The 24,295-nt window shown below is 62.8% G+C and carries 23 protein-coding genes; 16 read left to right on the forward strand and 7 right to left on the reverse strand.

The window, feature by feature from the left end:
* The first annotated feature begins 30 nt into the window (after positions 1-30).
* The 6 genes from H0P51_RS08390 to H0P51_RS08415 are packed head-to-tail and all read left to right on the forward strand — an operon-like array spanning position 31 to position 7,043.
* A complete protein-coding gene (locus H0P51_RS08390) occupies positions 31-1,350 on the forward strand; it encodes an amidohydrolase family protein (protein WP_180917485.1) in 1,320 nt (439 codons plus the stop codon).
* On the forward strand, positions 1,347-2,540 hold the full coding sequence (locus tag H0P51_RS08395; RefSeq protein WP_180917486.1) for an acyl-CoA dehydrogenase family protein: 1,194 nt from the start codon (positions 1,347-1,349) through the stop codon (positions 2,538-2,540). The genes H0P51_RS08390 and H0P51_RS08395 overlap by 4 nt, the downstream gene beginning before the upstream one ends.
* Positions 2,530-3,615 carry an acyl-CoA dehydrogenase family protein gene (locus tag H0P51_RS08400; protein ID WP_180917487.1) on the forward strand — a complete coding sequence of 362 codons (1,086 nt, stop codon included), beginning with the start codon at positions 2,530-2,532 and terminating at the stop codon, positions 3,613-3,615. Before H0P51_RS08395 ends, H0P51_RS08400 begins: the two co-directional genes overlap by 11 nt.
* On the forward strand, positions 3,612-5,696 hold the full coding sequence (locus tag H0P51_RS08405; RefSeq protein ID WP_246398494.1) for a CoA transferase: 2,085 nt from the start codon (positions 3,612-3,614) through the stop codon (positions 5,694-5,696). The genes H0P51_RS08400 and H0P51_RS08405 overlap by 4 nt, the downstream gene beginning before the upstream one ends.
* Entirely contained in the window at positions 5,686-5,928 is a 243-nt protein-coding gene (locus H0P51_RS08410; protein ID WP_180917488.1) for a hypothetical protein, read from the forward strand. The genes H0P51_RS08405 and H0P51_RS08410 overlap by 11 nt, the downstream gene beginning before the upstream one ends.
* Positions 5,925-7,043 (forward strand): thiolase family protein, encoded by a 1,119-nt coding sequence (locus H0P51_RS08415; protein ID WP_180917489.1) that lies wholly within the window; start codon positions 5,925-5,927, stop codon positions 7,041-7,043. The genes H0P51_RS08410 and H0P51_RS08415 overlap by 4 nt, the downstream gene beginning before the upstream one ends.
* 124 nt (positions 7,044-7,167) lie before the next feature.
* On the opposite strand, the gene H0P51_RS08420 is transcribed toward H0P51_RS08415, so the two are convergent.
* Both H0P51_RS08420 and H0P51_RS08425 read right to left on the reverse strand, forming a co-directional pair.
* Complete coding sequence (locus H0P51_RS08420; RefSeq protein WP_180917490.1) at positions 7,168-8,388, reverse strand: CaiB/BaiF CoA transferase family protein; 1,221 nt, start codon at positions 8,386-8,388, stop codon at positions 7,168-7,170.
* A gap of 9 nt (positions 8,389-8,397) precedes the next feature.
* Positions 8,398-9,603 carry a cytochrome P450 gene (locus H0P51_RS08425; protein WP_180917491.1) on the reverse strand — a complete coding sequence of 402 codons (1,206 nt, stop codon included), beginning with the start codon at positions 9,601-9,603 and terminating at the stop codon, positions 8,398-8,400.
* A 105-nt stretch (positions 9,604-9,708) separates the two neighbouring features.
* Between H0P51_RS08425 and H0P51_RS08430 the strand changes: the two genes are divergently transcribed.
* From H0P51_RS08430 to H0P51_RS08455, 6 genes are read left to right on the forward strand one after another with little or no spacing between them, the layout of a single operon-like run.
* Positions 9,709-10,932, forward strand: coding sequence for a CaiB/BaiF CoA transferase family protein (locus H0P51_RS08430; RefSeq protein WP_180917492.1), 1,224 nt, complete (start codon positions 9,709-9,711; stop codon positions 10,930-10,932).
* Positions 10,839-12,140 (forward strand): CoA transferase, encoded by a 1,302-nt coding sequence (locus H0P51_RS08435; RefSeq protein ID WP_180917493.1) that lies wholly within the window; start codon positions 10,839-10,841, stop codon positions 12,138-12,140. The genes H0P51_RS08430 and H0P51_RS08435 overlap by 94 nt, the downstream gene beginning before the upstream one ends.
* A complete protein-coding gene (locus tag H0P51_RS08440; RefSeq protein ID WP_180917494.1) occupies positions 12,137-12,580 on the forward strand; it encodes a VOC family protein in 444 nt (147 codons plus the stop codon). Before H0P51_RS08435 ends, H0P51_RS08440 begins: the two co-directional genes overlap by 4 nt.
* A gap of 51 nt (positions 12,581-12,631) precedes the next feature.
* On the forward strand, positions 12,632-13,825 hold the full coding sequence (locus H0P51_RS08445; RefSeq protein ID WP_180917495.1) for a cytochrome P450: 1,194 nt from the start codon (positions 12,632-12,634) through the stop codon (positions 13,823-13,825).
* A 2-nt stretch (positions 13,826-13,827) separates the two neighbouring features.
* Entirely contained in the window at positions 13,828-14,874 is a 1,047-nt protein-coding gene (locus H0P51_RS08450) for an acyl-CoA dehydrogenase family protein (protein ID WP_180917496.1), read from the forward strand.
* Between the two features lie 2 nt (positions 14,875-14,876).
* Entirely contained in the window at positions 14,877-16,016 is a 1,140-nt protein-coding gene (locus tag H0P51_RS08455; protein ID WP_180917497.1) for an acyl-CoA dehydrogenase family protein, read from the forward strand.
* 18 nt (positions 16,017-16,034) lie between these two features.
* Here the strand turns inward: H0P51_RS08455 and H0P51_RS08460 are convergent, their stop codons facing one another.
* Positions 16,035-16,253: a hypothetical protein gene (locus tag H0P51_RS08460; protein ID WP_180917498.1), complete on the reverse strand. Its 219-nt coding sequence runs from the start codon at positions 16,251-16,253 to the stop codon at positions 16,035-16,037.
* Between the two features lie 124 nt (positions 16,254-16,377).
* Between H0P51_RS08460 and H0P51_RS08465 the strand changes: the two genes are divergently transcribed.
* Entirely contained in the window at positions 16,378-17,685 is a 1,308-nt protein-coding gene (locus H0P51_RS08465; protein ID WP_180917499.1) for an amidohydrolase family protein, read from the forward strand.
* Here H0P51_RS08465 and H0P51_RS08470 read toward each other — a convergent pair.
* A complete protein-coding gene (locus tag H0P51_RS08470) occupies positions 17,682-18,551 on the reverse strand; it encodes an SMP-30/gluconolactonase/LRE family protein (RefSeq protein WP_246398496.1) in 870 nt (289 codons plus the stop codon). The two genes, H0P51_RS08465 and H0P51_RS08470, sit on opposite strands and share 4 nt — an antisense overlap.
* 83 nt (positions 18,552-18,634) lie before the next feature.
* Complete coding sequence (locus H0P51_RS08475; RefSeq protein WP_246398498.1) at positions 18,635-19,183, reverse strand: nuclear transport factor 2 family protein; 549 nt, start codon at positions 19,181-19,183, stop codon at positions 18,635-18,637.
* A 137-nt stretch (positions 19,184-19,320) separates the two neighbouring features.
* Here H0P51_RS08475 and H0P51_RS08480 point away from each other — a divergent pair, with 137 nt between their 5' ends.
* A complete protein-coding gene (locus H0P51_RS08480; RefSeq protein WP_180917500.1) occupies positions 19,321-20,178 on the forward strand; it encodes a mycofactocin-coupled SDR family oxidoreductase in 858 nt (285 codons plus the stop codon).
* 7 nt (positions 20,179-20,185) lie between these two features.
* Here H0P51_RS08480 and H0P51_RS08485 read toward each other — a convergent pair whose 3' ends face one another.
* Both H0P51_RS08485 and H0P51_RS08490 read right to left on the reverse strand, forming a co-directional pair.
* Positions 20,186-20,986 (reverse strand): enoyl-CoA hydratase/isomerase family protein, encoded by an 801-nt coding sequence (locus H0P51_RS08485; protein ID WP_180917501.1) that lies wholly within the window; start codon positions 20,984-20,986, stop codon positions 20,186-20,188.
* Positions 20,983-22,179, reverse strand: coding sequence for a cytochrome P450 (locus H0P51_RS08490; RefSeq protein ID WP_180917502.1), 1,197 nt, complete (start codon positions 22,177-22,179; stop codon positions 20,983-20,985). The genes H0P51_RS08485 and H0P51_RS08490 overlap by 4 nt, the downstream gene beginning before the upstream one ends.
* A 96-nt stretch (positions 22,180-22,275) precedes the next feature.
* On the opposite strand from H0P51_RS08490, the gene H0P51_RS08495 reads away from it, so the two are divergent.
* Positions 22,276-23,088 (forward strand): enoyl-CoA hydratase/isomerase family protein, encoded by an 813-nt coding sequence (locus tag H0P51_RS08495; protein ID WP_180917503.1) that lies wholly within the window; start codon positions 22,276-22,278, stop codon positions 23,086-23,088.
* Between the two features lie 2 nt (positions 23,089-23,090).
* Positions 23,091-24,293 (forward strand): acyl-CoA dehydrogenase family protein, encoded by a 1,203-nt coding sequence (locus H0P51_RS08500; RefSeq protein WP_180917504.1) that lies wholly within the window; start codon positions 23,091-23,093, stop codon positions 24,291-24,293.
* Positions 24,294-24,295: the final 2 nt, after the last annotated feature.

Consider the following 24,295-nt stretch of genomic DNA (forward strand, 5'->3'; position numbering starts at 1 on the left):
ACTTAGACAACATTTGTTACTTAGTCTAAGATGTGTTGGGTGATTGACCCTCTCGATCTCGTGCTGATCAGCGTCGACGATCACACCGTCGAGCCACCGGACATGTTCACCGGACGGGTGCCCAGCCGGTTCGCCGACGAGGCGCCACGCGTCGTCGAGGACAGCAATGGCGTGTGCTTTTGGGTGTACGACGGATTGCAGCTACCGAATATCGGACTCAATGCCGTGGCGGGTAGGCCAAACGACGAGTGGGGTTTCGAGCCGTCAAGCTTCGCCGATATGCGGACTGGGTGCTACGACGTCGACGCTCGTGTCGACGATATGAACGCGTCGGGTGTGCTTGCCTCGCTGTGCTTTCCGTCATTCCCGACGATCTCGGGCGCGCTGTTCACCTACCACGGTGACCGCGAGACCTCCGCAGTGATGGTTCGCGCATACAATGACTGGCATATCGAAGACTGGTGGGGACGCCACCCGGATCGGTTCATCCCGATGGGCATCCTGCCACTTTGGGATCCGAAACTGGCCGCCGCTGAGGTGCACCGCCTCGCCGGGTTGGGTTGCCGCGCGATCACGGCGCCGCAGCACATCGGCAACTACGGTCAGCCACCCTGGCAAGATCCGCACTGGGATCCCATGTGGGAGGCGATCTGCGCGGAGAACACGGTAGTCAATATCCACATCGGTACCGGCGGTGGGTTTCCTGTTCCGTCCGATCAAACGACCTACCTTGCCTATAACTCGATGCTGCCGCTTGATACGCAGCGGTTCACAGCTGACCTGTTGTTCTCGCCGATCCTGCATAAGTTCCCAACCATCAAATTCTCGCTGTCCGAGGGCGGTATCGGGTGGATTCCGTTTCTGCTCGAGCGATTCGAGGACATCTATTCCCGCCAGCGGGCCTGGACCGGAGACGACTTGGGTGAGGGCTTGAGCCCCACCGACGTCTACCGCCGCAACTTCATGTCGTGCTTCATTCGCGACCGGGTCGGGATCGAGATGCGCGAGCGCATAGGCGTGGAAACTATCTGCTGGGAAATGGACTACCCGCACTCTGACAGCAGTTGGCCCGACGCGCCCGAGCAGCTGGCGGCCCAACTTGAGGGATGTACTTTCGACGAGATCGAAGCCATCACTTGGAAAAACGCCGCTCGCGTTTTCGGCTACACCGGCGTCGACCGCCTGGGTAGATCGAACTGTACAGTCTCCGCGCTGCGGAACAAGATTGTCGACTGGGACCTGTCGGCGCCCAAGGTCGAGGCTGGGCGTGCGCCGAAAGCTGGCGTCAGTGCCATCACCTACGGGGACATGAAGGTGCGGATGGCCGCGATCTTGCAAGGTGGAGCGTGACGGAGCTAGACCACGGTGTCGTGCTAGACGATGCCGATCGTCGCTTTCGCGACGAGGTTCGCTCGTTTCTGGCGACCGCATTGACACCGGACGTCCGCGATTCCGGAATCGACGAAACCGACCGGCTGGATCGAATGCGACTATGGCAGTGTCGACTCCACGATGCGGGATTGGCAGCCATATCCTGGCCGGTACGCTACGGTGGCCGAGCCGCCACCCCGGTTCAGCAGTTGGTGTTCAGTGCAGAGATGGCCGCGGCTCGCGCGCCCGAACCGATCAATCGCAGTGCCATCAACCAGCTGGGGCCCACCATCATCCAGTGGGGCACTGACGAGCAGCGCAGCCGGTACCTACCCGGAATTCTTTCTGGAGAACAGGTCTGGTGTCAGGGTTTCAGCGAGCCGGAGGCCGGCAGCGATCTCGCCGCTCTCAAGACGAGAGCCGACCGTGACGGTGACGAGCTGGTGATCACCGGGCAGAAGATTTGGACCTCTAAAGCCCAATACGCTGACTGGATCTACATCTTGGCCCGCACCGATCCCGCTGCCAGTCGACATGCTGGGATCAGTTACCTCCTTGTGCCACTGAACACTTCCGGCATCCAGGTGCGCCCGACCAGGCAAATCACCGGTGCCTCCGAATTCAACGAGGTGTTTTTCGACGCGGTTCGTGTTCCGCTCGAAAATGTGCTCGGTCCATTGCACGGCGGATGGAAGGTCGCCAAATCGACCCTGGGCTACGAACGGGTCGGCCAGAGCCGTACCCATCGCATCGAACGTCGGCTCGCAATTCTGGTGAGGATGGCTCGTGCAGAAAACGCGCTGTGCGACGATGGATTGGCCGATAGCTACGTCGCCGACCGGATTGTAGGTTTCGCTGCACGTGTGGAAGCGCTGCGGCAGATCTCCGCCCAAGCCACCGCCGCGGGCGTCCGCGGTGTCAGCCCGGGGCCCGAGGCGTCAGTGGCAAAATTGCTGACTTCTGAAGTCGACCAAGAGATGGCCGATTTCGGGCTGGAGCTGGCGGGGGCCAGCGGTACATTGGAGCGCGGCTCCGCGGGCGCGGCCAAGAGCGGCAATGTAGCGCAGAGCTACCTGCTGATGCGGGCCGCGACCTTTGGCGCCGGAACATCGGAGATCCAGCGCAATGTGATCGGCGAGAAGTTGCTGGGATTGCCCCGTGACCCCTGATTCTTTGTCCTCGTTGGATGAGATCGCCGACCACACAGCTGAATTGGCACAACTGCGCGATTCGGTCGACGATATCCTGCAAGGCGCCTGGTCAGTGGAGAAATTCCGGGTTCTGCTGGATGGGCCAGGGCCGGCGTTCGACCCGCGCCTGTGGCGCACCGTCGCGGAGCTGGGCTGGCCCGATGTCCTGGTCAGCGACGCCGCGGGTGGGGGAGGAGGCGGTCTGCGGGAGCTATGCGTGCTCGCCGAGGCGGCCGGCGCCGTCGCTGCACCCATCCCGCTGCCGGCGGCGGCCGCCGCCGGATGGTGCGCCGACCGATCCACCGATGGCATAAGTCTTTTGCTGCCGGGACGAGCTGAACTGGACTCTGACGGGGTCTCGGGGCTCTGGCCAGTCGCGGCGTACGGCGCAGTCGCCACCGCCTTGCTCGTCTGCGGGGGGCGCGGCGACCAAACGGTGCTGGGCACAGTCGACCCGATGGGTGCCGGAGTGATCCGTGAACCGGTGAGGCCGCTGGACCATAGTCCAGCAGCTCGAATTTCATTGCAGAACAGCCCGATCGAGGTCATGGAACGCGGTGAGCGCGCCGCACGTCGCCACCACCAAGCGACACTGCGTGCTCGGGTGGCCCAGATTGCCGAGCTGGTGGGCATCGCGTCGGCAGCCAACGAGACCGCGACCGCCTATGCCAAGCTGCGCACTGCGTTTGGACGCCCGATCGGCAGCTTCCAGGCTGTCAAGCACCGGCTCGTCGACCAGCGTTGCGCGATCGAAGTCGGAAGGGCACTGGTTAATCGGGCGGCCGACGCGATCCAGCAAGATCAGGACGACGCCGACGCTCTGGCAGCGCTCGCCGCCTTCTGGGCGATGGAGGCGTTGCGCTCGGTACCCGAAGGCGCCATGCAAGTCTTCGGGGGCATTGCCTACACCTGGGAGCACCACGCGCATGTCCACCTGCGCCGGGCGGCCACCATCGCCGCCGGGGTAGGGGCGCGCGCGCACCACCGCGAGGTGGTCGCCGCGTGGCTCAGCGCCCGGCATGCTTCGGACGACAATGGGGGTCGTGCAGAGTGAATACCGAAGTACGCCCGGCCTTCCTCGGTGGCATCCGCGTCCTGCAGCTTGGCGACGGAATAGCCGGCTCGGCTGCAGCTGCGCTGCTTGCCAGCCTGGGCGCTCTGGTCGCCAAGGTCTCCACCGTGCGGAAGGCGGAACGGACCGGACCGCTCATCAATACCGCCGCGGGATCTCTTGCTGCCGTTGACATTACCCTCGATAGAGAGAAGCGGATCGCCGCCGCCGACTCCGATTTGACCAAGCTGATCGGTGAACACGACATCGTTATCCTCGACTACGGCCGCGCCGTCACCCTGCCACAGTGCGAAGGTGTGGTCGTGGTGAGTGTCAGCCCGTTCGGTTTGGATGGACCGCGGGCGGCGCAGTCCGGCGGAGAAATCGTCGCACAGGCAACCGGTGGACTGCTCTCGACCATCGAGGGGTCAGGCGGCGTCCCGGTACCGGTGCCTGGGTACGTCGCACTGAAGGCGGCGGGTGCCGTCACCGCGCTGGCTGCCCTTCATGGATTGGATCGGCGAAACAGCACAAATACGGCTGTTTACGTTGATGTTTCGGTGCAGGAGGCCGTTGCGTCCACGGCGGTGCTGCCCGAGTGCGCGCACCTGCTGTATGGGTGCCCCGGCCGGGCAGGCAGCGGGCGCTATCTTGCGCCATCAGGCCTGTTCAATTGTCGCGACGGGCTGGTTCGCATCACCGCAGTGGAAAATCATCAGTGGCGAGGTCTGCTGGTAGCGCTGGATGATCCGGCATGGGCAGCAGGTCTGGACGAACGCCCCGCGCGTATCGAGCATGCGGATCTGATCAACCGGCATGTCGCCGACTGGGCGGCAACGCGCGAAAAAGCTTCCTGTGCAAAGATTCTGCAGGCAAACGGTGTCCCGTCGACCCCGGTCAACACGCCCGAAGAGATCCTCACCTCATCGCAGTTCGTGTTCCGCGGTGCAGTGACGGCCGCGCAGATTGCCGGCGTCGACGTTTCGGTGCTCGGCCCGCCATGGTTGACGCACCCGGGCGGACCAAGCACCCGGCACCGAACTGGCCGCCTCAGTGAATTGCGGATCGTGGAGCTCACCCACGTGCTGGCCGGGCCGATCATCGGGGCACTGCTCGGGGCAATGGGGGCAGGTGTACTACGTCTGGAGGATCCGGATCGCTTGGACATCTACCGGCGTACCGGGCCCTTCGCAGCAGGCAAACCCGGTGTAGAGCGTGGTGCCTACTTCTCGGTGGCCAATCATTCGAAGGAGAGCCTGCTTATCGAGCCAAGTCGTGCGGTGCAAGACGTGGCCGCCGCGATGGCCGACTGTGACGTCGTCATCGAGAATATCGGCGCGTCACGACTGGGCCGGCTGGGCTTGGACCCAGACGCTGTCGCTGCATCCGGGCGCCTCGCGGTGCGTGTGTCCGGCTTCGGTTCGGCGGGTCCGTTGGCGGGATATCGGGTGTATGCCAACAATGTTCAGTCCTACGGAGGGCTTGCCGGGCTGACCGTCGACGCGGCCGGTTCACCCGCAAGGCTAAGCACCGTCATAGCCGACCCGTTGTCGTCAATGGTGGCGGCCGTGGTCATAGCCGCGTGGGCGCTCGGACCCGCCCGCGACACCGGAGCGGTGGTCGATCTATCCATGGCGGAGGTTGTTGCCTCGACGGTGGCCGAATTCGTCACCGCGGCCTCGGTCGAGGTACCACTGGTAGCCGACGGTGCCGCGCATCGCGGTGTCTACCGTGCCGCCGACGAACGCTGGGTCGCTGTCGAACTCGCGCAATCAACCGCACTGAAAGCGGACGAGTTAGCGGCAGTGGTTGCAGCCGGAGCTGCGGAGGAGGTAGCCGTCGAGTTGAACGCGCTGGGCGCGCAGGCCGCTGTGGTGCAACGTGCCGAGGACTTGATCGCCGACCCGCATCTGGCGGCACGCGGATTCTTCCCCGAAATCACCCACCCGGATCCCGAAATTGCGACTGCCCGCCTGGTCGGGCTGCCGTGGCGATTCGCCGGTCTTGGGCCCGTGCCGCTGGCGGCGCCCCCGGCCCTTGGCAGTGCAAACGCTCGTCAGGAAAGGATGATCAGTGCCCGCTAAACAAAGTGCCGATTGCACAGCGACGGTGTGGGCGTCGACCTTCGTGCCGTCGAAGTCGCCGATCATCGATTATGGTCAAGACGGCTATAGCGTCGCGTGGGTTGACACATCCGACGGGCGACTGCAGGTATTGGTATCCGGGCCGCGCCCGGCGCCGGGAAGCGTGGGCCTGCTGCGTACCCAAACGCTCGGTGAGGCGGAAGTCGTTCTCTTCCAGGCAGACCCGGCATGACCGGCGTCTGGGTCGCCGGAATCGGGCTCACTTCATTCGGCAGACACGGTGACACCGCGCTTGCAGAGCTGGGGGCGACTGCCGCGCGCCGGGCGCTCGACGACGCAGGTCTGGATTATGACGCGGTCGGTGAGGTATTCGCGTCATCTTCCATGGCGCCACCCCAAAGCGCGCTGAAGGTAGCGCATCGCCTGGGACGGACCGGGATTCCGGTGACTGCTGTCGAGAGCGCATCGGCGGGAGGCATGGTTGCGCTACGGCATGCTGTCTGGGCGGTTGCATCCGGCCGCTGTCGTACCGCGCTGGCCATCGGCTACGAGAAGACCACCGCGCTGGAGCCCGGCGGGGTGGTGCCGGCAGCGGTCGGCTTCTGGGACAGATTCCCGCCGCAATTGCACTACGCCATTGAGGCCAACAGGTGGCTGCACGATGCGCAGTGCGGACCCGAGGTCATTGCCGCGGTCGCGGCCAAATCGTACAACCAGGCACGGCTGAACCCCCTTGCCGCGAGGCGCACTGACGAAGAGGTGACCGTCGAGCAGGTGATGTCGGCGCGAATGGTCGCCGAGCCGCTCACCAAAATGATGTGCCACACATCGGTCGACGGGGGTGCGGCTATCGTGGTTACCGCCGACCCCGGGCCACGTTTGGTCCCGATCAACTCGATCGAGCAGACCAGTTGGCCTGCGGACCCGACCTGGCCGGTGCTGGGCCCGTGTGTAGGGCCGCCGTCGCAGATCTCTTTGACCGCCCAACGCGCTTTCGATGCCGCGCGGGTTGTCGCGGCCGACGTCGGCGTTGTCTCACTACACGACATGTGCGCCAGCGAGGAAATCACGGCGTTGATCGCCCTGGGCCTCGCCGACGTCAAAGAGGCAGCGGAACTGGCGACCTCCGGTGCTCTGGAAACGAAAGGCCGGCTGCCGACCAACACCGACGGCGGCTGCCTGGCGCGCGGGCACGCGTTTGGAGCCACTGGCCTGGCTCAGGTTGCCGAAGTCGTCAGCCAGCTTCGGGGAGAAGCGGATTCGCGTCAGGTCGCCGATCCGCGCGTCGGACTGGCGCAGGCGATGGGCGGCGGCGGCTCCTGCGTGGTCAGCGTGCTGGGCCGCTGATCGCGAAGGTCCACCGCAGCATGCAAGCCTTCGCTGACCATCGCTGGTGTCGTCGAGCGAACACTTGACCGCATCGTGCGCAACGACATTGGTTCGGTGATCTGAGTCTGGTCCGCCGGTGTCCTCAGCCGATTGCGCCGGCGTCCTTCAGTGCGGCGATGCGGTCCCAGTCGCCGCCGAGCTCGAGGACGAGCATCTCGGTGTGTTCGGCGAATTGTGGTGCCGGGTCAAGCCTTAAATGGGTTTCATCGAAGAGCACCGGACTTGCTACCAAGTCGTAGGTTTCGCCGTCCTGCGCCACCGGCACAATGCCGCCATTGGCTCGTACCTGCGGATCAGTCGCTACCTCAGCGGTGTTCAGCACCGGTGCCCACTGGCCGTCGAAATCGGCGAGCGCGGTGCGCCAATATCCAAGAGGCTGAGCCGCAATCGCTTCGCGCAATACCGCTGCGGCGGCAGCGCCGTTCTTGGCGAGCAACTCCGGGCTGGCGAATCGCTCGTCGGCGGCAAGGTGCGGAACTCCCACCCGGGCGCAGAATTCAGCGAAGTATCGGAAGGCCTGCAGCATGGACAATCCCAGGTACCGGTTATCGCTGGTGCAATAGAAGCCGGTGAGTGGGTTATGTGGTACCACATTGGCTCCAGAAGGATTGGCAATCCATGGCTGACCACTGATCAGTGCGGCGTTGACCGCCACGCCCATCGCCCACACCCCAACGCCGAGCAACGAGATATCCACCGTGCGTGCCACGCCGGTCCGTTCGCGCTCAAACAGTGCCGCGGCGATCCCGCCGGCAATGGTCATGCCGCCGATCGAATCTCCGTAAGCCGGACCTGGCTGGGCCACAACGCCATTGAGATCCGACGGGGTGGTGCTGGCAGCGCCGGCAGCGCGGCTCCAAAATCCGGTCATGTCATAGCCACCATTGCCGCTGTCCGCGCCCATGGGACCGTAAGCGCTACCTCGGGCGTAAACGATGTTTGGGTTGACGGCGCGAAGATGCTCAACATCGATCTTGAGCTTCGCACGGGCATCGGGCAAGAAGTTGGTGAGGAACACGTCACTGGTTCGCGCGATATCCATCAGCAGCTCGTGTCCCTCGGGAACCGAGATATCCAGTGCGATAGACCGTTTACCCCGGTTGGCATGTTCCATCACCGGATTGCGCGGGCCTTCGATCGCGATATTGCCCAGCTGGCGCAGGCCGCGTTGGGAATCGCCGGTGCGAGGATGCTCGATCTTCAGCACGTCTGCGCCCCAGTCGGCAAGCACGGCGCCCGCTGCGGGCACGAACGTCCACTGGGCGACCTCGAGTACCCGCACTCCTGACATCGGTCCGGTCATGCTGTTTACTCAGCGGTATTCCAGCGTGACCGGCAGCCGATCATGGGTGTGGACCAACGCCGAGAGGCGCTGCACCCGCTCACCGGTGACCTTAATCCCCTTGACGCGCTTGAACATTTCCTCCAATAGTAGACGTGCTTCGCGCCTGGCCAGGGCGGCTCCCATGCAGAAATGTTCGCCTACCCCGAAGCCCAGGTGCCCGGCCGCGTCTTGCCGGGTGATGTCGAACTGCTCGGCGTCGGGCCCCCAATGGTGCTGGTCGCGGTTGGCTGAGGCGTAGGCGAGCAGTACGCCGTCACCTTCTTTGACGGTGACTCCGCTCAACTCGACGTCGTGAGCCGCTTGGCGGGCCATGCTCATCACCGGCGTCCAGTAGCGCAACACTTCCTCGACCGCATTGCCTGCCAGCGTGGGGTCGCCGAAAAGCTTGTCGGCCTGGTCGGGATGCGTATCGAGGCAGTCGGCCATGCCAGCGATTAGGCTCTGCGTCGTCTCGCTGCCCGCGGCCAGCAGTGTAAGCGCGTAGATCATTATCTGCGCATCGTTGAAAGGCTGGCCGTCTATCCGGACCGTGGACAGCATGGTCAGCAGGTCGTCCCGGGGCTTGTCCTTGCGTTCAGCGACCAGACTCAGCAGGTACGGGCCGATCTGGTCGAAGATCAGCGTCATGTCATCGTCGGTGGCCAATCCGCTGCCCACATTGGCGATGGTGGTTGCCCAAGCGGCCACTTTGGACCAGTCTGCTTCGGGAACGCCGAGCAGATAAGCGAATACGTAAACCGGGATCGGTTCGGCGATTCGCTCGATCCAGTCGAATTCGCCGTCGGGCAGGCCATCCAGCGCGTCGTTGACGACCTGGCGTACCCGAGCTTCCATTTTCGCCACGGCGGCAGGCGTGAACCGAACGCCGATCGCCTTTCGATGCGCGCGGTGCTCCGGAGGATCCATGAACATGATGCCGCGGGTCTGATATCCCTGCGGGTCACGTCCTTCCCTGTGCGCGATCAGATCCATCATGATGCCAATGCGTTCGGACTTGAACCTCTCGGGACGCGCCGAGATGCCCTTGATGTCGTCGTATCTGGTGATGACCCAGAACTTGCCTTCTTCGTACCAGTGCACCGGATCGTGGTCGCGCAACTGTGCGAACATTGCGTTTGGGTCGCCGAGGTAAAAGGCCGGGTCGTCGAACCGGGCCGTCACGGTCATCGCCATAGGCCTAAACAATAGAACATCCACTGTTAATCTGCGAGGGCACGTTGCTCGGAACCGAGCGCCATCAAGTTGTCAGCAAAACAGAATGTGTCTTATTGTTGCATGATGTCCCTCGCTCTGGCTCATCTCCGCGTTTGCGACTTGGGCGGGCAACTGGCCGGGGCGGGTGCAACGAAAATACTTGCAGCGTTCGGTGCCGAAGTCATCCGCGTCGAAGACCCGGCCAGCAACGGATTGTGGGATGCATTGCGCGGCGTGGGCCCCTACGTTGACGGGCGCCGCGGGGTAAACCTGGGGGCGGGTTTCAACAACCACAATGTCGGCAAATTCGGTGTGACCATCAATCTGCGACTGGAAGCCGGCAAGCAACTGCTGCGCGAGCTAGTCGCAGTGTCGGACATCGTATGTGAGAACTTTGCGGCCGGAGTGCTGGCCAAGATGGGATTCGGCTACGAGGAATTGTGCCGCGTCAAGCCAGACATCATCTACGTCTCCAATTGCGGATTCGGCCACACCGGCCCGTACCGAAATTTCAAGACCTGGGGCCCGATCGTGCAGGCGCTCAGTGGTTTGACGTTTACTGCGGGCCTTCCTGACACCGAACCCGCCGGCTGGGGATTCTCTTACATGGACCACATCGCCGCCTACTACATGACGACCGCGATTCTGGCGGCGGTGCACCACCGAGAGTGCACGGGTGAGGGTCAGCACATCGACTTGGCCTCGGTGCCGGGCGGCATCGCTATGTTGCCTACCGAAGTGCTCGACTGGACCGTCAACAACCGACGGGGGCGCCCGCACGGCAACCAAGCCGACTTCTCAGAGATGGCGCCGCACGGGATATACCCCTGTGTCGGTGAGGACAGGTGGATTGCCATAGCCTGTCGCGACGACCGAGAGGTCGCGCTGCTATCCAAGGTGTTGGACGAACCCGAGCTGGTGTCCGATCGGTTCTCGGCCTTGGGGCAGCGGCTAGCAGCCTGCGACGAACTCGACGCGCTCGTCGGCGCATGCACCCGGAAATGTGAAGCCGACTCGTTGGCAGTTGAGCTCGCTGCCGCCGGGGTCCCGGTCAGCGTGGTGAAGTCGCCTCGCGAACGTATCGAAGAAGACCCAGACGTTGCGGCATGGGATCTGTTCCCGAAGGTCACGCACCCCGAGATCGGCGCGGTTCGTGTCGAAGGGCTTCCACTGCGAATGTCAGCCACGCCGTGGAGCATTGGGCGTGCTGCGCCATGTTTGGGGGAACACAATCACGACGTGCTGGGTGGGCTGCTGGGGCGCACCGACGAGGAGTTGGACGAATTGACGAAGCAGGGTGTGATCTGAACGCGTTAGCCGGACTGCAAATCGTCGAGATCAACGACCAGTTCACCGCCATCGGCGGCAGAGTTCTGGCCGAACTCGGCGCTGACGTCGTGGTCGTCGAACCCCCTGGCGGATCGCCGGATCGGCTGCGCCCTCCCTTCGCAGACGACAATCCAAGCCCCAACACCAGCTTGCGCTGGTGGAGCGGCAACGTTGGAAAACGTTCGGTCACAGTCGATCTTGACACCCCGCGAGGAGTTGCGGCGTTGCGCCGCCTGATTGCGGGTGCTGACATCGTGATCTCCGGTACGGCCCTCGTGGCGGAAGGCGTGCTGGCGTACCAGGATCTGGCCGCGGTGCATCCCGCGCTGATCTGGTTATCCGTCAGCCCATTTGGCCTCGACAGCGTGCGTGGCGACCACCCGGTGACCGACCTCACCATGCTCGCTGGTGGCGGCCCGGTCTGGAACTGCGGATACGACGACCATTCGCTACCGCCGATCCGTGGGGCAGGGGATCAATCAGCTAACATCGCCGGGCTGTACTGCGCGATTGGTGCGCTGGTAGCGCTGGCCCACCGCGACCAGACCGGTCAGGGCCAACTCGTCGATGTCAGTGTGAACGCGGCGTGTAACGTCAGCTCCGAACAAGTGACCTATCACTGGCTGGTGAACAACGAAACGTGTGTTCGTCAGACCAGCCGGCACGCTTACTTCACCCCTAGTCTGAAGACTCAGGTGCAATGCGCTGACGGCGCATACGCCACCACCGGAGTGCTGCCGCGCAAACCCCGCGAGTACACCGAATTGCTCTGCTGGCTCACCGATCTCGGACTGCGCGACGAGCTGCCCGAGGCGGTCTTCTTGGAGATGGCCGCCGCTCGCGACGCGCTGGTTGACCTCGCGTTGATCGGTGTTGACGACGAAACCACCGCCATCCTGACCGCGGCCCGCGAAGCAATCAGCTTGATCGCCTCCAGGTTGCCGGCCAAAGAATACTTCCTGCAGAGTCAGCGCCGCGGGTTTGCAGCCGGCGCGGTGCTGTCCCCAGACGAGGCCATTGAGGACGAACATGTCGCGGCGCGTGGCTTCCGGGTTCAGGTGAGCCATCCGGAGCTTGGCAGGACATTCACCTATCCCGGAACGCCGTATCTTTTCAACACGGCACCGTCGGCTGCGCCACCACGTCCACCGCTGCCCGGTGAGCACAACTACCTATTAGATGAATGACCGGCGGCCACCGTCTCACCCATATCGGGCTATGCGTCCGCGATCTGAGCCGATCGGTTGAATTTTACTGTGGCGCAATGGGATTTGACGAAGTGGGTCGCATGCGGGTCGATGGGGGCGCTACGGCGCAGCTACTCGATGTGCCTGACCTGGTACTTGACTTGGTGTACCTGCATCGCGACGGAATTCGGCTGGAGCTGCTCAGTTACCCGTCACCCGGGGTATCCGGAGATGGACTGCCGCGGGAGATGAATGCACTCGGTTTCACCCATCTATCGTTTCGTGTGGATGACCCCGACGAAATGGTCGGGCAGATCGAACGTGCGGGCGGCCGGGCATGGCCCGAGCGCACGGTGAAGTTCGATGGTGGCAACCGCGGCCTGATGGTCACCGATCCCGACGGCAACTGGCTTGAGCTGATCGAACGCAGACCCAAATAGGCAACTAGGCACTCACCGTATAACTGTTTAGTGCGATGATAGAGTCATACGGTGGCAGTGACCGCGGAGTTGACCTACTCACCGTTCTCCAAGGCGGTGTTTGACGATCCGTACCCGGTGTACCGCCGTCTGCGCAACGAAGCTCCTGTGTACCGCGACCCGGATGACCGGTGGTGGGTGCTGTCGAGGTTTGACGACGTCGCACAGGCATTGCGGGACTGGGAGACCTTCTCATCCAAGCGCGGCCCCGCACCTGAAAACCCGGATAACGACGGGCGCAAGTATTCAGTCATCTCGATGGATCCACCTCGCCACGACCGCATCCGTGGAGTCCTGAAAGGCTTCTTCACACCAAGAGCCGTGGCGGCGATGGAGTCCGCGCTGCAGACGGTGGTGAATACACACTTGGGTCGCCTTCGCGCCGGGACAACCATAGACGCAATGGAGGCTTTCGCTTTCGCAGTCCCAACCGATGTGATTGGTGACCTGCTCGGCGTCCCGCCGGGGGACCGTGAGCAACTCCGCGTTTGGTGGGAAGCCTTCCTCACTCGTGAGGAGGGCGAAGTCTCGATGCCGGCCAAGGCTATCGAAGCCAACCGCATGATCAGCCAGTACATCGGCGATCTGATCGAGCGGCGCCGTACCGACCCAGGCGACGACCTCATCAGCATTGTGCTGCAAGCCACTTTCGACGATCCAGAAGCCGGCGGTGAGCGCTCTCTGACCGCGCACGAGGTGTTGATGTTCTGCAACCTCCTGTCGGCCGCGGGATCGGAGACCACACAGAAGCTCATCTCCAACGGCCTGGTCGCCTTGGCTGAGCACCCGGAGCAGTGGCAGCGAATCATCAAGGACCGCAGTGTTATTCCGGTCGCTGTGAACGAGGCGTTGCGCTACGACACGCCGAGCCATTGGGTGGCTCGCACGCTGACGCGGCCTATCGAACGCCACGGTGTCAATATGAACGCTGGTGACTGGGTTCTGCTGCTACTCGGCAGCGCCAACCGGGATGAACGGCGTTACACCGACCCGGACCGATTCATCATTGGGAGACCACGCGGCACCGAAGTGTATTTCGGGTGGGGAATACACATCTGCCTAGGGCAGTGGCTGGCCAGACGGGAGGCACAGTTGGTGTTTGACTATGTAGCTGAGAAGTTCCCGAATTACGCGATCGGAGCGCGCGAACGTGTGCTTACCGCGACGGTGCGCGGTTACACGAGCGTGGAGATGACGTTGCGCTGACCATGGACATCGCCTTCAGCGACGAGCAGCAATTGTTGCAGGACACCGTTGCACGGATGGGTGCGGACCTGGCTGTCACTGGACCGGAAACCATTGCCACGGGCTCAAGGCTCGACGCGCAATGGCAGCAGGTGGTGGAACTCGGTGTGCCGATGCTGCGTTCACCCGGCCTGTGCGGTCTTGAAGCTAGCGGCGTGGAGACTGCGATCGTCATCGAGCAACTGGCGCGCATACTGAGCGCCGCACCTGTTTTCGGCCAGGGGGTGCTGGCCGCGGAATTGTTGGAGGCCGCCGGTGCGGTCAAGGAGCAGGAGCTGGTGGCGGCGGGGAGCCTGCGAGCGGCACCAGTGCTGGACACTGACTTAGGCGGCCTCGCAGGCGTGGACCAACCTGGGGTGGCCTTCGACGCGGCGGGCGCCACTCACGCGCTGCTGATGGTTCAGGAGAGCGGGCAACGCAGGCTGGCGTGTGCTCCACTACATCGTGCTGCCGATGCGGCGGCCTTAGACCTGACCCGAGTGTTTCGCTACATGCCGGCAGATTCGGCCCTTTCGTCGTCGATAGTCGGATTTCCGATCGACGACGAGAGGTGGCGGCGAGTCGAGTCGCTGGCCATGACCGCCGCGGCCGCCGATCTGGTCGGCGTCATGCAGGGCGCTCTCGATGACGCGGTGCGTTACGCGGCCGAGCGCACTCAGTTTTCCGTGAAGATTGGTTCTTTTCAGGCGATTCAACACATGCTTGCCGATGCCCTCGTCCGAGTCGAGGGCGCTCGCAGTTGCCTGTGGTACGCCGCGTGGGCCATCGACCACCTGCCGGTCGACGAGGCGCGGCTAGCCGCGATGACCGCGAAGGCGTATGCGTCCGCAGCAGGCCGCGATGTGGTCGAAACCAGTGTCCAGGTATTCGGCGGCATCGCGATCACCTGGGAGCATGTCTCGCACCTGCGATTGCGCCGGACCCTGCTCAACCGGCGATTGTTCGGCGATGAGTCGGTGCATTACGAGGGGATCGCAGCCATGCGGCTGGCGAACCGGGACATGGTGTAACAGTGGACTTTAACGACAGTCAATCCGAGGCTCAGTTCCGAGCCGAACTGCGAAGCTGGCTTGCCGAGCACGCCGCCGACGCCGCCATCCCGGAGGATCCTGCTGCCCGCGCGGACGCTCAGAATGCTTGGCACAAAACCCTCTACGAAGCCGGCTACATCGGTCTGTCCTTCCCGGTCGAGTGCGGCGGGCACGGCAGGGCACCGATCTACGAGGCCATCCTCAACGATGAACTCGGTCGAGCCGGCGCGCCACCCATCGAGGGCGTGGGGCACCTCAGCAATGCGCTGCGCTTGTTCGGTACCGATAGGCAACGCGATGAGTTGCTTCCTGGGCTGTTGTCCGGACAGGTGCGTTGGTGCCAGGGATTCTCCGAGCCTGAGGCCGGCTCCGACCTCGCCGGACTCAAGACCCGCGCCGAACTTGTCGACGTCGGCGGTCACCGAGTGTTCCGGGTAAATGGCCGCAAGATCTGGACGAGTTTCGGGGCGGTTGCCGATTGGTGTTTCTTGCTGTGTCGCACCGAAAGTGACGCACCTAAGCATGCGGGGATCTCGGTGCTACTGGTGCCGATGTCTACGCCTGGAATCGAAGTACGCCCGATCGTCAACGCCGCGCGCAATCGCGAGTTCACCGAGATCACCTTCGACGACGTGGATGTCGCCGACACTAATCTGCTCGGTGAAGCTGGGCAGGGGTGGTCGATCGCAAACCAGCTGCTCGCCTACGAGCGTGGGCCCAGCGACATCAACTGGATCAGTCGGCTTTCGACCCAGCTGCGCAACCTCGAGGACGACGTGCGGACCGGCCGGCTCCACGACTCGCCCACGTCGCGGGCTCGGCTTGGTCAGGCCTACGTTGAGCTGCGCGCCCTACAAGTCAAGGTGCAACGCTCCCTGACTGATCGGCAGCGAGGCAAACTGCCCGGGCCGGAGGGCTCTGTCGACAAGCTCCTCATGGCCCGAGCCGATCAATTCTTCGGGCACACCATGATGGACCTGCGGGCCAGCGACCCGCTGCTCACGGAAAGTCTCGAGTGGGACATTTACGTGTGGTCCCGTGCCGCCGGCATCTATGGAGGAACCGCGCAGATACAGCGCAACATCGTCGCACAGCGGGTGTTGGGGTTGCCGCGCTACTAGCCCCTCGGGCCGTGTGACTCAACCCTGCGTGCCTTCGGTGAGGTGCCTGACCGCCTCGCGCAGCCCGTTGAGCCGCCGTTCGATCAGTTCTCGGTGTTCGCCGACCGGAGCGTCGGGCTTTTGCAGACTGGCATTGACTTCTGCGATCTCGGCAGTGAGGCGTTGGGCCGCCTCGCTCCTCGTCAGCAAATCCTGGTCAGCCCAGTCATCGTGTGGAATTCGTTCGCGGGGATCCATCGGTCAACTCCTTGGCGCCGCGCCCGCTGATCCCGCCACCGACGTCAGCTACAATGGTCAATTAATCAGGATATGTTCAACTGTACTGTACTCGCGCCATCGGCGTGGAGAGTTGAGGACCGCCATGCCTTTGCAGCCATCAATGAAGCTTTTGTCCGTGGACGATCACCTCATCGAACCACCTCATGTCTGGATTGATCGGCTGCCCAAGAAATACATCGAGCAGGGGCCCCGCATCGTGGATTTTCCGCGCGACGGCGCTCCGCCTATGCAGCAGTGGGTCTACGAAGGTCGCACTTACGCGAATATCGGACTCAACGCGGTCGCCGGTAAATCACCAGAAGAGTTCGGCGTCGACCCGATTCGGTACGCGGACATGATCCCGGGCTGCTACGACCCCAAAGCCCGCCTGGCCGACATGGACATCGACGGCGTGCACGCAATGCTGTGCTTTCCTTCCTTTCCACGATTCTGCGGAACGGTATTCCTCGAAGGAGTGGATAAGGAGCTGGCGTTGCTGGGAGTCCAGGCGTGGAACGACTTTTCGCTTGACGAATGGTGCGCGACAGATCCGGCGCGGTTTATCCCGATGGCGATCACTCCCCTGTGGGACCCATCGCTGATCGTGGCAGAGATCGAACGAGTGGCGGCCAAAGGCGCGCGCGCCATCGGCCTGCCAGATAATCCCACCAACCTTAAGCTGCCCAGTTATCACACCGTGTACTGGGAACCGGTCTGGTCAGCTCTCGAGGAGACCAACCTTACGGCGGTGATGCACTTCGGAAGCGGAGGCTTTCCGCCGCAGACCGCACCGGAGGCGCCATTCGCGGTGATGATCACCCTGATGGGCACCACATCGATGGCAGCAGCTACGGAACTCATCTTCTCCCCGGTGTTCCACAAGCATCCAAATCTGAAGGTGGCGTTCTCGGAAGGGGGGGTCGGATGGATGCCCTATCTTATGGAGCGGGCCGACTACGTCTGGCGCAAACACAGGTATTACCAGAACATCCATCCCACCATAGCTCCGTCGGAATTGTTCCGGCGCAACATATCCGGATGCTTTATCGAGGACGAGGTAGGCGTGGCCAACCGTGGGGCGATTGGCATCGACAACATAACCTGGGAGTGCGACTATCCGCATTCGGATTCGTTTTGGCCCAAGAGTCGGGCGAGGGCCGAACAGATGCTGGCTCAGGTGCCCGACGAGGAAGCGGCCAAGATCGTCGAATTGAACGCTCGACGCTGGTATGCCTTTCCAGAAGCAGGTTTCAAGTCCAGCACCGCGGATTCCGGATGGCGTCCTAACGACGGCAATCCATCCGAGTACGACTACGACGAGATCATGGCGGGCCACGGTGGCATCGGCTTCGACACCTTCCTCGAAAAGCTTGAGAAGCAGCAGGCGCAGAAGGCCGGGGATTCGAGCTAACGCCCCTGCCTTGGCCTTTCGAATATTCCGGCAGCGACCAGCCAGTCGTCAACCACCATCAGCCGTCCGGTCGAGGCGAGCGTCATGACTAGGCTTTGTCCGTCGGCGCTGACCGCGACGTTGGTCGTCATGGGGTCGTCGGCAAGAATCGTGCCCAACAACTCCCCGGTCGGTGAGAACACCGTGACGCCTCCAGTTCCGAGCGTTGCAACCAGGATCCGACCGTTCCGGTCGGTCGAAACACCGTCGGCGCCACCGATATTCATCGCGCCACCGCTGGGCACGGTTGCCAGCCCGCGCGCCCGGCATATAACGCCGGGTCCTTCCAGTTCGAACTCCCAGATTCGGCGCGTGCGGGTCTCGGCGACATACAGGCGCGATCCGTCGGGCGACAACGCAAGGCCGTTGGGCATCTCCAAGGGGTAGACGATCTCTCGCAATCCGCTGTCGACCGTGCCGTACAGCAACCCGGTCATGGTGCGTTCGCGTCCGCGGGTGGTTCCGCCGTCGGTCATGTAGAAACCGCCGTACTCATCGACACAGATGTCGCTGGGTCGTACCAGCTGACGTGTTGTGCCCGAACGGGTGCGAAATTCGGTAGTCAACAGGTCGACCGTGCCGTCGCGCTCCACGATCTGCAGGCCCGGAGTGAGTGGGTCTGCCGCAGCACCTATGGGTCGGAAAACCTCGACACTTCCGACGAAGTCGTATGGCCAGGGTGCCAGGCCGAACCGGGACCCGCCGTTTTGGCAGACCGCCAGTCGGCCGTCCGGTAGCTGGGCGACGCCATTGGGGCCACCGCCGGGACTGGCGACGGTTTCGGTGGTTCCGTCAGGACGGACTCTGGTGATTCGGCCGGCTGCCATTTCCGAGACTAGGACGGAACCGTCCTCCAGGACGATCGGGCTCTCTGGGAATGCCAGCCCCTCGACAACGTAACGTCCCACCATCATTGGCCGGAGTGCGTTTGGGTCCACCAGGAGGCGAACTCGGGATCGGCCAGCGGTACGTCTCCGACGCCGATCTGCCGTTGCGGCCAGTCGGCGGCTTGCTGCGTCAGCGGTGACGCGATTCGGGCGAACCCATAGTGCAGGCGATGACGTCGGTGTAGAAAGCACCACCTGCCCTGGTGCCGCTGGTAGCGGTCTTCGTACTTGATTACCTGCTCGACGAATCCTTCGGCGCGGGTCTGCGCGAAGCATTGGGCCCAAACCTGTCCGTGCGCCTGGGCTTCGTCGTCGAGTTCGATCAGATGATTGGCAACCAGAATCACCGCGAAGACACTCGCTTCCAGCCCCTGCGACATCAGTTGGCGCAAACCGGCGGGTCCGTCGCCGTAGTCGCCGAAACGTGCTTGCGGAACGTACAAATCGGCCATTGCATCGACATCCCGGGCTTCGATCGCCGCTGCGTAGCGGTAGGGCAGTTGCCTAATCTCTTCTCGTGCCAGCAGGTTGGCGATCGTGGTGCTCTGACTTGCCGTATCCGACTGCGTCACGGCTCAACCTCCCGGTTGGTGATGACCCGCTCTCGAGTGGACCTCTCGACCACGGGCCCGGCCCTCTACAACCATACACATCATGTACTACTGTTAACCTTGGTTGCGCGGGTGGCGTCAACCGCGAGGAGGGTCAGATGCAACGTCTGAGCGGCAAGGTCGCCGTTGTCACCGGTGCCGGGCGCGGTCAGGGCCGCAGCCACGCGGTTCACCTCGCTGACGAGGGGGCCGACATCATCGCGCTAGACATCTGCGCGGAGATCGAGACCAACCATTATCCGCTGGCATCGCGCGACGATCTCGACGAAACGGTAGCACTGGTGGAGAAGTCCGGCAGGCGAGTAATTTCCGCGGTTGTCGACGTGCGTGATCGCGTCTCGCTGAAAAAGGCGATCGACGACGCGGTAGCCGAGCTAGGTGGCCTGCACGTGGTGGTCGCCAACGCCGGCATCTGCCCACTAGGCAATGAGGTTCCCGCTCGTGGGTTCATCGATGCCTTCGACGTCGACTTCGTCGGCGTGGTCAACACCGTCGGTGTCAGTTTCGATCACTTGCGGGCCGGTGCTTCCATAATCGTCACGGGCTCCATCGCGGGTTTGGTTCCGCAGAAGGACCTGGCAACCGGCGGCGGGCCACAGGGCCCGGGTGGTGCCGGTTACGGCTTGGCCAAAAAAATGCTCAGGGAATACACGAAGGGACTGGCGTTGACGCTGGCGCCCGAGCAGATCCGGATCAACACTGTGCACCCGAGCAACGTCAACACCGGTATGCTGCACAACCTTCCGATGTACCGGACATTTCGACCGGACCTACCCGCCCCGACCCGAGAGGATGCCGAGATCGTGTTCCCATTGCTGCAGGCGATGCCTGTGCCGTGGATCGAACCCGAGGACGTTTCCCATCTGGTGGTGTTTTTGGCATCCGACGAATCCCGTTACGTCACTGGGCAACAGTTGTTCGTCGATGCCGGCGCGGGGTTGAAACTTGGGCTGTGAGAACAGCTTAGCGGCCCTTGAATTCAGGCTCCCGCTTTTCGCCAAATGCGGTGATGCCCTCGGCTACGTCCTCGGTCCCAGCCACTTGCTCGACGAGCAACGCCTCGGTACGGAAGGCTGTGTCGCGGTTGACGTCCAGGGCTTCATTAAGCATCGCCTTGGCTGCCGCGAGCGCACGCGTCGGACCTTGTGCTAAGCGACGTGCCCAGTCGCCAGCTTCGTTAAGTAGCTCGCCGGCCGGAACTACTTTGTTGATCAAACCGATGCGGTGCGCGTCAGCCGCCGACAACTCCTCGCCAAAGAGCAGTAACTGCTTGGCGATGTTGAAGGGCACCTTTCGGGCTAGCAGATAGGCCGCGCCGCCGTCGGGCGCCAGCCCGCGGCGCACGAAAAGCTTAATTAACGAGGCGCTTTCGGCGGCCACGATGAGGTCGCACGCCAACACCATGCTGGCGCCGACTCCAGCCGCGACACCGTTGAGCGCACATAGCACCGGCTTTTCACAGTCGAGTAGCGCCGACACCACCGCCTGGGACCCGCTCCGCAGGATTCGTGCCGCGTCGCCAGCGACCCGATCTTTCCTGGGCTGCATTCCAGGGTCGCGAAGATTCGGTCCAGTACAAAAGTGTCGATCGCCGGCAGCGGTCAAGATCACCGCCCTGACTTCGGGATCGTGCGAAGCGCGTTGCAAGTGCTCGATCAGGGCTTGTTGCATGGCCCGGGTCACCGAATTGCCTACATCGGGTCGATCCAAAATTAGCCAGCGCACCGCATCGTCGGTACGGACCACCACATCCGGGGTGGTCATAGCTGTATCGGCATACTCGCCGGACCGCGCACCGAATTAGTATGCACGTAAAGCACGGCCTCTTCGTCCACCTCCCAGGTAGGGAACCGGGATAGGGTCTCCTCGAGCGCGATCCGTGCTTCCAGGCGGGCTAGTGCTGCGCCGAGGCAGAAGTGCGATCCGTGACCGAAGCTGACGTGACGGATTCCCTTTCGCTCGACGTCGAAGATGTCTGGATCCTCGTATTGGCGTTCGTCGCGTCCCGCGGAGCCGGTTAACAGTGCCACGCGCGATCCGCCCGGGATGGGCTGGTCGTGATAAATCACGTCGCGGGTCGTATACCTGCCTTGCACCGGTGAGGGGGCGTCATAACGGAGTAGCTCCTCGACGGCGCCGCTGATCAGCTGCGGGTTGGCAACGAGCTTGGCCCGCTGGTGAGGATTGCGTGCCAACGTCAGTGCCGCCCAGCCCAGCAACCGGGCCACGGTCTCGTTGCCAGCGACATTGATCAACGCGACGAACATCAGCAGTTCTGTGTCGTCGAGGCGACGAGTCTCTTTGCCTGCCTGGACCAGATCGGTATTCATCAGGTTGCCGACTATGTCGTCAGTGGCCGTAATCCGACGTTGTTGAATCTGTTCGGCGTAGTAGCCAAGCAATTTGGCGTTGGCGTCTTGACCGTCATCGCTGAGTTCCGTCGTGCCCTCCTCGCGATGTAGCTGCGCGTCCGACCATTCCCTCAGGTTGTCGTGATCCTCTTCGGGAAAGCCGAGCAGCGAACTGATCACCATCACAGGGAATTTCATTGAGAAGTCGCGCACGTAGTCGAAGCCGTCAGCGCCGACAAACCTGTCCAGGTAGGTGCGGCACAGGGTCCGCACCCGGTCCTCGAGCGTGGCGACTTGGGTGCGGAAGAAGGTACGGTTGACCATCTTGCGCAGCGCCGTGTGATCCGGCGGGTCCATCATGATCATGGGTCGCGGCGACGGCCATGGGTCTGCGCCGATGGCGTCCAAGGTGATCCCGTGTTCCGACGAGAATGTGGTGGTGTCCAATGATGCCTCCACCACGTCGGCAAACCGGCTCAACGCGTAGAAGTCGTGCTGCTCGTTGTAATAAACGGGCGCCTCGTCGCGCAACCGCTTCCAGACCTCGTACGGTTCCTTATGCAGGGCGCGGTCGAACGGGTCCCAACGCAAGTCCATCGTCGTCATCACTCACCGGGCCTTTCGTTGTAGAACACTATTACATTCACTGTATAGTTGCACTACCGTGTGCTGGTTGGTCCGTAACGTCTGAGGAGGCAGTAGTTGGAAACTCGGGAACTTGAGCACGTCGTTTATGAGAAGGACGGCCCTATCGCCCGGATTATCCTGAACAACCCCGCATCAGCGAATGCTCAGACGGCCCAGATGGTCCACAGCGTCAACGAAGCGCTCGACGATGCTCAGTACGACTATGACATCAAGGTGGTCATCCTCAAGGCCAACGGCAAGGGATTTTGCTCGGGCCACATTCCCACCGGCGACTACCCGGAGTTCCGGGCGGAATTGGAGGCCTCGGGGAAGGTGTGGCGGTCCGCCGCGCAGCTATTCCTCTGGCCGGTGCTCAAGTTGTGGGAATTCCCCAAGCCGTTGATCGCCCAGGTACACGGGTATGCGATCGGTGGCGGTACGACGTGGGCGCTGATCCCCGAGATCACCGTGTGCTCCGAGGACACCTGGTTTCAGATGCCGTTGGTACCGGGATTCGGTTTACCGGGTTCGGAAACGATGTTTGAGCCCTGGGTGTTCATGAACTACAAGCGCGCCGCCGAATACCTTTACACCGCTCAACGTCTGACAGCTGCTGAAGCGCTCGAGTTCGGGTTGGTCAACCGGGTGGTAGCGGCCGACCAGTTGGAAGCTACCGTCGAGGAACTGGCAACCAAGATTGCCAAGGCCCCACTGATCACGCTGCAGGCGACCAAAGCCGGCATCGTCCGAGCGTGGGAAACCATGGGCTTTCGCACCCACCAGCAAGCCAGCAATGATCTGCAGGCGGTAGTGACCGGCAGTCAAGAGTTCCAGCAGTATGTGGCGGAGTTGATGAAGAAGAGCGCCAAACCCAGTGAGCGCGCCTGAAAATGCCGCTCACCCCGATTATCCGATTCGGTGACGATACCAACACCGAATTGCTTCGTGGGTCAGTGCGGGATTGGTTGGCCGAGAATCTTCCCGCCGAGTTCCGGCGCACCGCGGCCAATCCCGACTATCTGCCGCGTGACGGTCATGAGCGTGCTGTGGCGTTCTGCAAGCAGTTGCATGCGCAGGGATGGTTTGTGCCGCACTGGCCTGCCCGCTACGAGGGCGGCGGCCTCGGTGTCGTGGAACAGGTGGTCATCCGAGAGGAACTCGCCTACGCCGGTGCGCCGCTGGTGAACACAAACGGAGTCAACATGCTAGCTCCGGTGTTGTTCAAGTTCGGCACAGCCGAGCAGCAAGAACAACACCTACCGCCCATCGCACGCTCAGAACGGATGTGGGCTCAAGGCTATTCCGAGCCCGAAGCTGGCTCGGACCTGGCCGCGTTGCGCATGACCGCCAAGCGCGACGGTGACCACTACGTCCTCGATGGCCAGAAAACCTGGACTAGCAACGGGGTGCTTGCCGACTGGATATTTGTGCTGGCTCGTACTTCGCCGGTGGCGGGTAAAAGGCAAGCCGGAATTTCGTTCTTTCTCGTTGAGCTCGACACCCCGGGTATCACTCGTCGGCCGATCCGATCTATGACGGGCTATCCGACCTTCGCTGAGGAATTTTTCGACGGGGTCCGGGTCCCCGCAGCGAATCTCGTTGGGGGAGAGGGTGACGGTTGGCGGGTCGGAAAGGCGCTGCTGGACGCGGAGCGTTCAAATATCACCCGCGCGGCGCAGGCGCAACGCTACCTCGACGAGCTGATCGACTGGTGTCACGGCCAGCGCGGCACGGCGCACGACCCGCTCGCGGAGCCGACCAATCGGATCGCATTGGCCCGCGCTGTCGAACGCGTCGAGGTGGGCCGTGCCCTGTCCTATCGGGTGGCGCACCTACAAGCGGCCGGCGCTCTGGATCCTGCGCTGCCGTCGCTGTCGAAGCTCTATCACTCCGAGCTGACAGCCGAATTGCGTACGCTGGGGGCCCAGATTCTAGGTCCCGCAGGCGAACTCATGCCAGATGATCCCGAAGCAGTGCTCGATGGGCACTTCTCGGAAGGACTGCTCTTGTCTTTGCTGCATTCAATTGGCGGCGGTACCAGTGAGATTCAGCGAGACCTGATCTCCACCGTCGGTTTGGGAATGCCGCGCTGAAC

The sequence above is a fragment of the Mycobacterium vicinigordonae genome, from assembly GCF_013466425.1.
GTDB lineage: Bacteria > Actinomycetota > Actinomycetes > Mycobacteriales > Mycobacteriaceae > Mycobacterium > Mycobacterium vicinigordonae.

Coding starts and splice junctions, on each gene's coding strand:
- H0P51_RS08450 (WP_180917496.1), top strand. CDS start 13,828: ATGGACATCGCCTTCAGCGACGAGCAGCAATTGTTGCAGGACACCGTT.
- H0P51_RS08460 (WP_180917498.1), bottom strand. CDS start 16,253: ATGGATCCCCGCGAACGAATTCCACACGATGACTGGGCTGACCAGGAT.
- H0P51_RS08415 (WP_180917489.1), top strand. CDS start 5,925: ATGACCGGCGTCTGGGTCGCCGGAATCGGGCTCACTTCATTCGGCAGA.
- H0P51_RS08480 (WP_180917500.1), top strand. CDS start 19,321: ATGCAACGTCTGAGCGGCAAGGTCGCCGTTGTCACCGGTGCCGGGCGC.
- H0P51_RS08490 (WP_180917502.1), bottom strand. CDS start 22,179: ATGACGACGATGGACTTGCGTTGGGACCCGTTCGACCGCGCCCTGCAT.
- H0P51_RS08470 (WP_246398496.1), bottom strand. CDS start 18,551: ATGGCAGCCGGCCGAATCACCAGAGTCCGTCCTGACGGAACCACCGAA.
- H0P51_RS08465 (WP_180917499.1), top strand. CDS start 16,378: ATGCCTTTGCAGCCATCAATGAAGCTTTTGTCCGTGGACGATCACCTC.
- H0P51_RS08420 (WP_180917490.1), bottom strand. CDS start 8,388: ATGACCGGACCGATGTCAGGAGTGCGGGTACTCGAGGTCGCCCAGTGG.
- H0P51_RS08390 (WP_180917485.1), top strand. CDS start 31: ATGTGTTGGGTGATTGACCCTCTCGATCTCGTGCTGATCAGCGTCGAC.
- H0P51_RS08500 (WP_180917504.1), top strand. CDS start 23,091: ATGCCGCTCACCCCGATTATCCGATTCGGTGACGATACCAACACCGAA.
- H0P51_RS08485 (WP_180917501.1), bottom strand. CDS start 20,986: ATGACCACCCCGGATGTGGTGGTCCGTACCGACGATGCGGTGCGCTGG.
- H0P51_RS08435 (WP_180917493.1), top strand. CDS start 10,839: ATGTTTGGGGGAACACAATCACGACGTGCTGGGTGGGCTGCTGGGGCG.
- H0P51_RS08430 (WP_180917492.1), top strand. CDS start 9,709: ATGTCCCTCGCTCTGGCTCATCTCCGCGTTTGCGACTTGGGCGGGCAA.
- H0P51_RS08425 (WP_180917491.1), bottom strand. CDS start 9,603: ATGGCGATGACCGTGACGGCCCGGTTCGACGACCCGGCCTTTTACCTC.
- H0P51_RS08440 (WP_180917494.1), top strand. CDS start 12,137: ATGACCGGCGGCCACCGTCTCACCCATATCGGGCTATGCGTCCGCGAT.